The organism is Gramella jeungdoensis, from assembly GCF_023805255.1.
Classification (GTDB): Bacteria; Bacteroidota; Bacteroidia; order Flavobacteriales; family Flavobacteriaceae; genus Christiangramia; species Christiangramia jeungdoensis.
In genome coordinates this window covers 333,065-345,386 of sequence record NZ_JAMSCK010000001.1, presented here as the reverse complement: position 1 = coordinate 345,386, position 12,322 = coordinate 333,065, and the positions used below count along the sequence as shown (strand labels likewise).

10 protein-coding genes and 1 pseudogene are annotated in these 12,322 nt (G+C 39.4%); 2 read left to right on the top strand and 9 right to left on the bottom strand.

Annotated features, from left to right (window positions below):
• The first annotated feature begins 76 nt into the window (after window positions 1-76).
• Entirely contained in the window at window positions 77-958 is an 882-nt protein-coding gene (locus tag NE848_RS01665) for an MBL fold metallo-hydrolase (protein ID WP_252110476.1), read from the top strand.
• Between the two features lie 40 nt (window positions 959-998).
• Here the strand turns inward: NE848_RS01665 and NE848_RS01660 are convergent, their stop codons facing one another.
• The 9 genes and pseudogenes from NE848_RS01660 to NE848_RS01620 all read right to left on the bottom strand — a co-directional run bounded on the left by NE848_RS01660 (window position 999) and on the right by NE848_RS01620 (window position 11,077).
• A complete protein-coding gene (locus NE848_RS01660) occupies window positions 999-2,165 on the bottom strand; it encodes an acyl-CoA dehydrogenase family protein (RefSeq protein WP_252110475.1) in 1,167 nt (388 codons plus the stop codon).
• Window positions 2,166-2,248: 83 nt separating this feature from the next.
• Window positions 2,249-3,115 carry a ComEA family DNA-binding protein gene (locus tag NE848_RS01655; protein ID WP_252110474.1) on the bottom strand — a complete coding sequence of 289 codons (867 nt, stop codon included), beginning with the start codon at window positions 3,113-3,115 and terminating at the stop codon, window positions 2,249-2,251.
• Window positions 3,116-3,132: 17 nt separating this feature from the next.
• Window positions 3,133-5,223 (bottom strand): annotated as a pseudogene (locus NE848_RS01650) (amino acid carrier protein).
• Window positions 5,224-5,371: 148 nt separating this feature from the next.
• Window positions 5,372-6,382: a potassium channel family protein gene (locus NE848_RS01645; RefSeq protein WP_252110473.1), complete on the bottom strand. Its 1,011-nt coding sequence runs from the start codon at window positions 6,380-6,382 to the stop codon at window positions 5,372-5,374.
• Window positions 6,379-6,609, bottom strand: a complete 231-nt coding sequence (locus tag NE848_RS01640) for a PspC domain-containing protein (protein ID WP_252110472.1) — start codon at window positions 6,607-6,609, stop codon at window positions 6,379-6,381. Before NE848_RS01640 ends, NE848_RS01645 begins: the two co-directional genes overlap by 4 nt.
• A gap of 9 nt (window positions 6,610-6,618) precedes the next feature.
• Window positions 6,619-7,902, bottom strand: a complete 1,284-nt coding sequence (locus NE848_RS01635; protein ID WP_252110471.1) for a DUF2851 family protein — start codon at window positions 7,900-7,902, stop codon at window positions 6,619-6,621.
• Window positions 7,903-7,951: 49 nt separating this feature from the next.
• Complete coding sequence (locus NE848_RS01630) at window positions 7,952-8,650, bottom strand: SGNH/GDSL hydrolase family protein (protein ID WP_252110470.1); 699 nt, start codon at window positions 8,648-8,650, stop codon at window positions 7,952-7,954.
• Between the two features lie 128 nt (window positions 8,651-8,778).
• The gene (locus NE848_RS01625) at window positions 8,779-9,759 is read right to left on the bottom strand and encodes a PLP-dependent cysteine synthase family protein (RefSeq protein ID WP_252110469.1); all 981 of its coding nucleotides are present in this window, start codon (window positions 9,757-9,759) and stop codon (window positions 8,779-8,781) included.
• Between the two features lie 85 nt (window positions 9,760-9,844).
• Window positions 9,845-11,077: an ABC transporter permease gene (locus NE848_RS01620; RefSeq protein WP_252110468.1), complete on the bottom strand. Its 1,233-nt coding sequence runs from the start codon at window positions 11,075-11,077 to the stop codon at window positions 9,845-9,847.
• A gap of 6 nt (window positions 11,078-11,083) precedes the next feature.
• Between NE848_RS01620 and NE848_RS01615 the strand changes: the two genes are divergently transcribed.
• Window positions 11,084-12,319: an exo-beta-N-acetylmuramidase NamZ family protein gene (locus NE848_RS01615; protein WP_252110467.1), complete on the top strand. Its 1,236-nt coding sequence runs from the start codon at window positions 11,084-11,086 to the stop codon at window positions 12,317-12,319.
• Window positions 12,320-12,322 lie beyond the last annotated feature (3 nt).

The window sequence follows — 12,322 nt, the reverse complement described above, 5'->3', positions numbered from 1 at the left end:
ATATTTATTTCAGATATTTACTATAAGGAATTATTGTTATAATTTTCTGTAAATTAAGTTTCTAAAAGAAGAAATCATGAAAAATATTACCACTACCCTCTTTTTACTACTCCTTACCTGTTATCCCCTTTTTGCATTTCAAAATTTTGATGATGTTGAAATTGAAATAGTTCCAGTAAACAATAATGTTTACATGCTTAAGGGAGCTGGTGGAAATATTGGCATCCTTACCGGAGAGGACGGAGTCTTTATGATAGATGACCAATTTGCCCCACTCTCGCAAAAGATCATCGATAAACTGAAGACGATAAGCGATCAGCCGGTAAAATTTCTGGTCAACACCCATCACCATGGAGACCATGTGGGAGGAAATGCCAATTTCCGGGAAGAAGGTGCACTCATCTTTGCTCATGAAAATGTTAGAAAGAGACTAATAAAAAATGAGGAGATAAGCTCAGGCTTACCCGTAGTAACATTCGATCATACCATTAACCTGCATATTAACGGGAATGATATTGTAGTGGCACATGTACATAATGCACATACCGATGGCGATGCTTTAATATATTTCCCTCAAAGCAACGTCTTACATACAGGAGACACTTTTTTCAACGGGAGATTCCCATACATAGATTTGGAAAGTGGCGGCACAGTAAAAGGAGATATAGAAGCAGCCAGAACAGGGTTATCATTAATAAATCAAAATACCAGGATTATACCCGGCCATGGAAATATTGCAACTTATTCCGAATATGAGCAATACATGAAAATGCTTGAAGAAATAAGAGATAATATAGCTAAGGCTATTAGCGAAGGAAAAAGCGAAGAAGACATTGTTGGCAATGAGAGTCTCACCAGCAAGTTCTATAGTGATGAAGAAATGAAAGACTCATTCATCTCCGGTCCAAAGATCAGAAAGACCTTTTATAATGATCTGAAAAATCAACCCCGGGAATAGTCCCAGGGTTGATTTAATTTTTAAAAATCCACACAGTCACCTATTCAGCAGCCGGCTTGTATTCTTTCTTATCGATTATCATTTTGGCGATAATCTCTTTTAAGATTTCTGAGGTTCCTCCTCCTATTGGTCCAAGCCTGCTGTCCCTGAACAGCCTTGCCATAGGATAATCTTCCATATAGCCATAACCTCCTAACATCTGAAGACATTTATACGCGACCTCATCAGCGATCTTTGTGGAAAGCAGCTTAGACATACTAGCTTCTTTCACCACATATTCGCCATCATTAAGTCTTTGTGCAACTGAATAATTGAACTCTTTTATCACTTCTATCTCACTGGCCATTTCAGCTACCGAATGTCTCAGTGCCTGAAATTTATCAAGGGTCTTTCCAAAAGCTTCACGTTCCTTCATATATCCCATGGCATACTCCAGGGCAAATTCAGATCTTGCATGAGCATTGATTCCCATGATCAATCTCTCCATAGCAAAATGCTGCATGATATAACTAAAGCCTTTACCCTCTTCTCCCATCAGGTTTTCAGCAGGAACTTCTACATTATCAAAAGCGAGTTCAGCAGTATCTGAAGCTCTCCACCCAAGTTTATTGAGTTTGGTGGCCGATATCCCGGCGGCTTTCTTATCAATAAGGAAAATACTCATACCCTTATTCCCCTTTTCAGGATCGGTCTTGGCAGCCACAACATAGAAATCGGCATAAACTCCATTTGTGATAAATGTCTTGGAACCATTGATGATATATTTATCCCCTTTCTTTACAGCAGTGGTCTTCATCCCCGCCACATCGGAACCTCCAAAAGGTTCAGACACACAGAGACAACCTATTTTTTCCCCTTCAATAGCAGGCACAAGATATTTCTCTTTCAACTCATGACTGGCTTCAACTTTCACATGGGTCATCGCCAGGTAGGCGTGCGCCCACATGGCAGCGGCAAAACCTCCGGAGTTAATCTTTTGAAGTTCTTCAAGGAATATTACAGTGTAAAAAAGATCCAGGTCCATTCCGCCATATTCTTCCGGCTGATTAAGACCAAAATATCCCATCTCGCCAAACTTCTTCCATATGAAACGTTCAATGGTTCCGGTTTCTTCCCATTTTTCTATATGAGGCACCACTTCCTTTTGCAGGAATTCTTTAAAGCTTTTCCTAAATAATTCGTGCTCCTCTGTAAAATATCTGCTCATTTTTAACTTGTTTTGATTGATGTTTAAAAAATCAATCTCTCAATAAATTATTCTGAATTTGGGAATGGAATTTTCCCAGAATTTCATTGTAAGGCCAAATATAATTTAATTCTATCGATTTTATCGGAAGGAAAACCGTCGATTTTTGATAATTCTTCAAAGGAGGTAATCCCTTCATGAAGCTTACGATAATTTATCACTTTTAGGGCAAGTTCATAATTAAAATATGGAATTTCAGCTAGCTCCGAGACTGTTATATCATTTATATTTCTTACTTCAGAATCTGGCCTGGTTAGAATCTGAAAACTCTGAAGAATATTCTGAACAACTTCGGGAGTCAGCCCATAGACGTCATTAAGCTGGATATGGTTACGAAAGCCACCTATACTCTGGCGGTATTTCACGATTCTCCTGGACAGCACCTCTCCTACGCCTTTTACCTTTATCAGATCTTCTGCTGATGCCGAATTGAGATCGGTCACGTAGGCGGAAGTACCTGACGAGTCTTTAACTCCTGCTTTTATAGAAACAGGTTTCTGTATCCGGTTCGGGAATCGAAAGGATGCGCTGATAAGCCGTAACAAACTGTCTGAAATTCCAGTAACCTTCTGAAACTCTACGGCAGAATTGACCCATTTATCCGCGCTCCTGTAAGCCAGAAAACGATCTATCTCTTCCACACTCATCCCGAGCTGATAAGCTTTAAAATCTGTAATAAAATTGGGATTGAATGGGTAAATAGTATCCTTCTTCTTTGCTTGAATATTTTTTAAGGAATCCAGCTGCCTTTGATAAACCAACATTTGAGATTCAGGGATAGATTGAGTCTCACTAGGAGGATAAAAATCGAATAAGAGGATTGCCTGGAAGATAATTATCAGGAGTACTAAAACAAAAATCCCATTTTGCTGACTCCTAGAAAGCGCAAAATGGGATTTAAGTAATTTCATTTTTTATTGAGAAAGACCTAAGAAACGTCGGCCGTTTGTTCTTTTGGTTTTGATGACTTCTGGAACAATTCTCCCTTTTTAAGCCTATGAGAATATTCTTTAAGATCATCACTTACCTCCCCTATCATAATGTACAATCCAATTATATTAGGGAAAGACATCGCAAGAATCATCATATCTGAAAAATCCAGAACAGCTCCTAAACTTACAGATGCTCCAACTATAACAAACACAAGGAATAATGACTTATATATCATCTCATTTTTCTTGCTTTTCCCGAACAGATATGTCCAGGCTCTCATTCCGTAATAAGACCAGGAGATCATCGTTGAGAAAGCAAAAAGGAATACGGCAGTAGCCAAAACATAAGGGAACCATGAGATCACACTTCCAAAAGCCGAAGAAGTTAGCTAAACCCCTCCTACTCCTTCAACTTCATGCATCCCTGTAAAGATAAGCACCAAAGCGGTAAGTGTACACACTACAACCGTATCGATGAAAGGCTCTAACAAAGCCACGAATCCTTCAGATGGCGGATGATTAGTCTTTGCCGCAGAATGAGCAATCGCAGCCGATCCAACCCCTGCCTCGTTCGAGAAGGCGGCACGCTGGAAACCTACGATAAGAACCCCGATAATTCCACCTTTAAGCGCACTTGGGCTGAATGCTCCATCCCAGATAGCACCAAAAGCAGGACCGATATTTTCAAAGTTCACGCCAATTACCACAAAAGCTCCTATCACATAAATTGCGGCCATAATAGGTACAATCTTACCAGTAACCTTTGCAATACTGCTAATACCTCCAATAATAACAATCCCTACGAATATGGCAACTACAACCCCAAACCAGAATCCGTTTCCGGCAAGAAATGGAAATTCACCTGCAAGAATTGAGAAAGACTGGTTCGCCTGGAACATATTACCTCCACCAAAAGAGGCACCAATAGCAAGAACCGCAAAGAATGCAGCAAGGAATTTACCCAACCCTCTCTTATTTCTTTTCTCAAGACCATATCTAAGGTAGTTCATAGGTCCACCAAATACACGACCTTCAGAGTTTATAAATCTATATTTTACACCGAGTGTACATTCAACAAATTTTGAAGACATCCCAAGAAGCCCAGCGAGAATCATCCACATAGTCGCACCGGCCCCTCCTAAAGAAATAGCCACAGCAACACCCGCAATATTTCCAAGACCAACAGTACCTGAAACGGCAGTTGCCAAAGCCTGGAAGTGTGTTACCTGACCGGGAGCATTTGGATCATCAAACTTACCTTTAGCAAGTTGAAGTGAATGCCTGAAACCTCTAATATTGATAAATCCTAAACGCAATGTGAAGAAAAGTGCTCCAAGAACAAGCCACACCACAATAAAAGGGATATTCTTTGTTTGAGGATCACCATTTGGGTGGAGTAAAACCACTGGCTCATCATATTCGATACTCGCAAAATACTGAGCACCCTGTTCAATTACGTGCTGCTTATTTTCTGAATCATAAATCACTTCTCCCTCATCAAGAAAATGATTTAAATTACCTTTTGCGTTTGCATATACATCAAGATCTTCATTATTTTTCGTTACAACAGCAATAAGGTCCCCTTCGTTCACATGCTCTCCTTCGGCCACCTTCCACTCTTTAAGAGTGAACTTAGCATCTTCCTGAGCATTCCATTCAGGAGCTTCGACTCTCTTTACATCAGCATAAACTACAGGATCATAAAGGCCAGTTGCAGAAAATGGATCCCAGAAAAGAACACTTCCCATACCATCAACTATTGGAGCAAATGTTCCGTTGAAATGCTCTGTAATAGCTTCAGCTTCTACTGTATATTCCTTTTTTACAGAATTCCCTTCACTATCTGTAACGACAACGCTGTAAGATATACCTTCTGTTAATCCCTCAGTTCTGTTAGACTCAAGGCTCGTTGACTGATTTGACCATTTATACTGATATGGAGGAGTTCCTCCAGTGACATTGAGTTCAATGAACCCGTTATTGATCACCTTTGAAGGGTTACCAATTTTGGCTTTTACGTCCAGTTCTTGTGCAGACAATCCAAAAATTGAAAATAAAAAGAACATTGAAAGCAAATACTTTCTCATATAGAATTTCGGTTATTAATTTAACGTTAAAATTACAGCGGGTGAATATGCTAAAAAATTAGGCTATTTCAAACTTTTGGGAGTTAAATTGTGAATTATTTGTTAATGAAAACACCCATTATAATAGGAAACTACCAAAAAAAGCAAATCACACCGAATAAAACTTCTTCAAACTTTCTATCTGTTCTGGCCTGCCTATCATTATTAGCTTAGATTCTTTTTCTAATTTCAGGCTGGGCTCAGGATTAACTACATAGTTGCCAGATGGAGACTTATAGCCAATAATTGAGCAACCTGTCTTTTTCCTAATATCGGTCTCTGCGATGGTCTTTTCAATTCCATCTGAACAAACCTTTGAAAAGGGTATCTGTTCTACATTTATACTATCTTGTTGACCTGAAACAGAAAGGTTATCCAGGAATTCCACGAGGTCTGGAACCACAACCAGAGAAGCCATATGACTTCCTCCTATCCTATCAGGCATGATCACATTATCGGCACCGGCAAGTTTTAATTTCTTGTAGCTGTTTTCTTCGGTAGCACGGCTAATTATTTTAAGATCCTTATTTAACTGCCTGGCTGAAAGCACTATAAACAGGTTGTCAGCGTCTCTGGGTAGCGCACAGATCAAAGTGGAGGCTCTTTCTATTCCAGCATTGGTAAGCACCTCATCTTCTGTGGCATTACCTATAATATATTTCAACCTGTCATCTTCAAAACCTTGAAAAACTGCCTCATCCCTATCTATAATCACAAAATCCTTGCGGTAATCCACCAGTTTTTGAGCAGCCTGCTTGCCGTTCTGCCCATAACCACACACAATTATGTGGTCTTTAAAAGAGTCTATTTTCTTTTTCATTCTATTACGCTTTAGATTACCAATATTATTCTTATTCAAAATATGCTCCGTTATAGTGGAGAGACCAAAACCAAAAATAAAAAGGCCTGAAATGATAAAAACCGAGGTGAATATCTTCCCATATGCACCCATTGGCTGCACTTCACCATAACCAACTGTACTTATGGTTATAATAGTCATATAAAGAGCATTAACCCAGGAATAATCATACAGAAATCTAAATCCAACAATCCCGGTTATAAAGACCAGGATGATCAGAACAATAGCGAGTTTAATTCTTGAATCAATCAGTTTTCTCATAGGTCGAATACCGAAGTCCGCTTGGTATAGATAAGGTCTTTTAATTTAAGCCAGAAGGCAAGCGTTAGATAAACTATAAAACCTACACCCATAGTAAAGAAGGAGGCATAAATAAAGAAAAGTCTTACATTCTTCGCCCGCATCCCTAACTTATCAGCTAAACGGGAGGAAACATAGAAACCATGCTTTTCCAGATAATATCTAATATTGGAAACAATAGTTGTCATACTGCAAATTTAAATGTATTTCGGAGATTTCTTAAGAAGCGATGCCCCTAATTCACAATACAGGCATTTATCGAGATCACAATACTCCTTTTTTAACTCCAGAAGAGCCTGGGAGTGCATTGCGTTTTGAGCTGTACCTGGTCTTAAGACATTAAAGATATTAATTATTGAATTCTTCTCTACCGGAATTGCAGAAATAAGTTCCTGGATCAGGTCTTCATCGGCCTGTCCCATATATTTTGAATAATAGTCTTTAAAAGGAACCAGACAATTTATAAGAACAAGATCAATAAAAGCCCTGGAAGGTTTTTTCTGTCGTTTTGGATGCGATCTTCCAAAATTATAATGACAGGTCCAGTATTCAGAGGTTTCAGCCTCAAATAAAATATAGAGTTCTTCCAAAGCATTTGCATTGATAACCTGCTGAAATAAATTCGCATTTTTTGTATAAATAGCAGCCAGTTGAGCCAATCTTATGGTCGGGAAATTATCAGGCCTTAATCTGAAAAATTGCGGTTGAGGAATAAAACCATTATTCAAAGAGAATTTATGTTTTAAATAATCATATTCCCTGGCCAATTCCAGGGCATATTTATCATCACTCTTTATGATCCCGGCCTGTCCAAGAAACAAAGCCTCGAGCCGTAACCTGTCGTTTGCAAGTTTTTGTATAATTCTAAAGTCTAAGCTAGCTGCCATAGCTCTAAAAGCTTCACCATTGAGGTTAAGCCCAAAACTTCTACATAACATTACAAAAAAGGTCGCTTCCCAGTTATTTCCATTCCCTTCCAGCACATCCTGTATCTCTATCGAACGTTTCTCCAGTCTCTCAAAATATAGCCTTTCCAACCAGTGCTGCATCTGAAAGCCTTCAAACCCATCAAAATCCTTCTCACAATTAATTTTCAGGTGTTTCCTTTCAAGCAATTCTTTGTAAGATTCTAAAATTTCATGACTTACCTTATCATTCAATACTAATGTTGGAATAACCGAGCCATCCTTTCTGAATATATCTGCATCATGTTCCCAAACCACATGAAGAATCACATTATCATAATTTGGATCGGTCTCATGATGGTGAACATACCAATATGAGGATTTCAGATGTATCTCCACATTTCCGGCCCAAAGCTGTTCTGCTATCTGGATTTTTGCATTGAAGAAATCGGGGCCTGAATATTCGTTATGACTTCCAGGGTGAAGAATAAGCAGAACCTCTCCTTCTGAAGTTTTAAGAGCTTCAGAATTGAACTTCTGAAACTTCCATAAATGATATAGAAAATCCTCTCGCACCCATCAAATTTATCAAATTAAAGTTCTGAAAATGCGACGAGTAAAAAATTTATTCCGGTAATTTTTCGGCCACCTGATTTACGAACTGGTCTACCCAATACTGATACATCAGTCCGCTGGGATGAAGCCCATCGCTAGCCACCAGTTCAGGGTTATCAGCAGCATCCCTGGAGATAGGAGTAATATTGTAAAAATCTACATTAAATTCCTCGGCTACCCTTTTAAACACCGCATTAAACCTGTCTATCTCTTTACTTATCTCTTCCTGATTTGCCGCTCCAAAAGGAGTATAACCATAATCGGGGATGCTAACAGCAAAAACTCCCTTCTCCAAGGTTTTTGAATGATTGACAGCCTTTCTGAATACCTGCCTCAGTTCTTCCTCATATTCTGTGATAGATTTACCCTGATACTGATTGTTCACGCCAATAAGAATGGAAACCAGGTCAAAATCTCTCTGAACATTTAGTTCATTTTCTATTCCCCTTAAAAGGTCGGAAGTAGTCCAACCAGTTTTGGCGATAATTTTAGGAGCGGCCATTTTATATCCCCTATCCCTAAGCCGTTCAGCTAGCTGAACCGGCCAGCGCTTAGTTTCCATCACACTTTCGCCTATAGTATAGGAGTCACCCAGTGCCAGGTAGCTATATTTTGGATCTGCGGGCTCCGGGTTATCCCTAACATCCAGGGTAGAACTACAGGAGCAAATAAAGAGGAGGCCGATTAAGAGGAGGTAAATTTTCTTCATAATGATATTTTTCGCTTTGAAAATAAATCATTTCAGCCGATTCTGAAATTAATAAAAGGGCTTTAGTTTTTTCTTAGCATAAAAAAACCCCGCTAAATGCGGGGCTAAATTATTTGGAAAAGCAAGGCCTATTCCAAAAACCCCATTTTCTTCATCCACTCATCATTGTACATTTTCCCGACATATCGGCTTCCATGATCGTGGAAAAGAACTACCACCACATCATCTTTGCTGAACTTGTCTTTCAACTGTAACAGACCTTTTGCAGCAGCCCCGGCACTATTACCAAGGAAGAAGCCTTCTTCTTTAGCCAGTTTCTGAGTATAAATTGCAGCATCCTTATCGGTTACTTTAGTAAAACCGTCAATCACACTGAAGTCTACATTCTTTGGTAGTATATCTTCACCTATTCCTTCGGTAACGTATGGATAGATCTCATTCTCATCAAAAATTCCGGTCTCATGATATTTTTTGAATACCGAACCATAAGTATCAATTCCCCAAACCTTAATGTCTGGGTTTTGTTCCTTCAGGTATTTACCCACTCCCGAAATAGTTCCTCCGGTTCCAACACCTACCACAAAGTGGGTTATCTTTCCGTCGGTCTGTTTCCAGATCTCAGGCCCTGTTGTTTCATAGTGAGCCCGGGTATTGGAAAGATTATCATACTGGTTCACATACCATGAATTAGGGGTTTCCTCGGCAAGCCGTCTTGAAGTTGAATAATAAGACCGAGGATCATCTGGAGCAACATCGGTAGGACAAACGATCACTTCGCTGCCCACAGCTTTCAGAATGTCCATTTTCTCCTTGCTTTGTTTGTCACTCATCACACATACCATCTTATACCCCTTAACTATGGCAACGAGCGCCAGGCCCATTCCGGTATTTCCTGAAGTACCTTCAATGATGGTTCCTCCGGGCTTTAAAAGCCCTTTCCTCTCCGCATCTTCAACCATTTTTACCGCCATACGATCCTTGACCGAGTTCCCCGGATTAAAGGTCTCGTATTTTGCAAGCACCAAAGCGTCAATATCCTTAACGATCTTATTCATCTTCACTAAAGGAGTATTACCTATGGTGCCCAATATATTTTCAGCGTATTCCATTTTAAAATTTTAAAGACTGCAAATGTAAAAAATCCTGAAGCCTAAACCCAAGTATCGTATCAGCTTAATCTATTGGTCGTAACTATTACTCGAACTTTATGGCCTTAACCGGTGAAATTTTAGAAATTATAATCGAAGGAATCAGAAGCATGATCATACATAAAATAAGGGTGCCTACATTCACAAAAAGAATATAATCCCAGTGAAGATAAATAGGCACCTCCGTCACATAATAAGTACGTGGGTCCAGTGGTACCAGTTTAAAATATTTCTGAAGAGCCAACAGCCCTACTCCAATCAAATTACCCCAGAAAAGTCCAAGAATTATAAGATAGGCTGCATTGTAAAGAAATATTTTTCTAATACTCCAGTCGCCCGCGCCAAGTGCTTTAAGGATGCCGATCATCTGGGTTCTTTCAAGGATGAGCACCAGCAGCGCAGTGATCATATTTATCCCTGCGACCAGGATCATAATCCCAATTATGAGAGCAATATTAAAATCAAAAAGCGAGAGCCATTCAAAGATCGAGTAATACTTCTGACTGATGGTTTGTGTATCGAGAAAAGATCCGGTATTCTCATAAACCTCATTCCCCTTCCTATCCAGATCATCAAAATCATCAACGAAGACCTCAAAATTTCCAACCTCATCATCTTCCCATTTGTTGATACGCTGTATATGCCTTATATCAGCAATAAGGTAAAGCTCATCAAATTCCTGAAACCCCGAATCATAAATTCCCGTGATCTCAAAACCTCTTACAATTGGCCGTTCACTATCTTCACGAAGAAAATAAGTAGGCAGCTTATCTCCTACTTTTACCTGTAACCTGTTGGCGAGATATTCAGAAATAAGGATCTCATCATTAAGACCGGAAGAGAAGTCAGGAAGCCGGCCCCGGGTTATAAAATCTTTAAAGAAGTCCCATTTATAATCGTCGCCAACCCCTTTCACGATAACCCCTTCAAAATCGGTTTCGGTACGAATCACCGCGAACTTGGTGGCAACGGCCTGCACATGCTCAATTCCCTCTACTGTATTAAATTCAGGATAAAAATCCTGATTCGTTGAAACCGGGATAAGCGATACCTTGGAACTGTTATTATCGTAGCTTGAAATATTGATATGACCATTGAAAGCCGCTATCTTATCCCTTATTTTCTCTTGTAATCCCAGCCCTGTTGCGAAAGAAACAAGCATCATTATCACCCCGATAGCAATTGCAGTAATCGCTATTTTTATTATAGGAGCTGAAATGCTACTTTTATACTTTTTTGTGCTTATAAGCCGTTTAACAACAAAATACTCGAAATTCAAGATATCATGATTAAGGGATTGCCCAAAATTACATTTTTATTCCTTCTTAGCGGAATTCTTTCCTGCGGAAACAACAACAAACAAACTAAGGATCAATCTCAGGTCCAGGAAAAGGAAATTGAAAATCCTGTAAAAACCGAAATAATCACCGGCGCGAATAACACTGCAGAGTATTTGCCTCTAATTAAGGATAAGAAAATTGGATTCGTAGGGAACCAAACTTCCATCATAAAAAACGAAAATGGCAGTTATATCCACTTGGTCGATTCACTTTTAAATCATGATATACAGATCAAAAAAGTATTTGCCCCTGAACACGGCTTTCGCGGTACGGCCGATGCGGGAGAGGTAGTGAAAGATGGCATTGACACAAAAACAGGCCTGCCGGTTCTATCGCTCTATGGAGAAAATAAAAAGCCTACAGCTGAAGTACTTAAGGATTTAGATATGATCATTTTTGACATTCAGGATGTAGGAGCAAGATTTTACACCTATATCTCTACTCTACATTATATAATGGAAGCCTGTGCCGAAAATAACATTCCGCTGCTGGTACTGGACCGGCCTAATCCTAATGGATCTTATATTGACGGCCCTATTCTGGAAAAGGAGAATAAAAGTTTTGTGGGCATGCATCCTGTTCCTGTAGTTCACGGGATGACCATAGGAGAATATGCAAACATGATCAACGGACAGGACTGGCTTACCGATGGTGTAAAATGTGATCTTCAGGTAATAAAAATGAAGAATTATGATCATTCTCTTGCCTATTCCCTGCCAGTTAAGCCCTCTCCCAACCTGCCAAACGAGAAGTCCATCAATCTTTATCCAAGTCTCTGCTTTTTTGAAGGTACCAATGTGAATGCAGGCCGTGGCACCACGAAGCAGTTCCAGGTATTTGGCTCGCCATTTCTGGATAGTGAATATTACCCCTATTCTTACACTCCGCAATCAATGGATGGCGCACAAAACCCTAAACATAAAGGAAAAGAATGTTACGGGAAAGACCTATCGAAAAGCCCTGAGCTTAATTCCCTCAACCTCGAATGGCTGATTGAAGCATATAATCATACTTCATCAAAAGAAGATTTCTTTAATCAGTTTTTCACCAAACTCGCGGGCACTAAGAAACTTCAGCAACAAATCGAAGAAGGCTTAAGTGCTGAAGAGATAGAAAAAACCTGGCAGTCCGGTTTAAAAGAATACAGTGAAATAAGAAAGAAATACCTTCTATATAAATAGCCC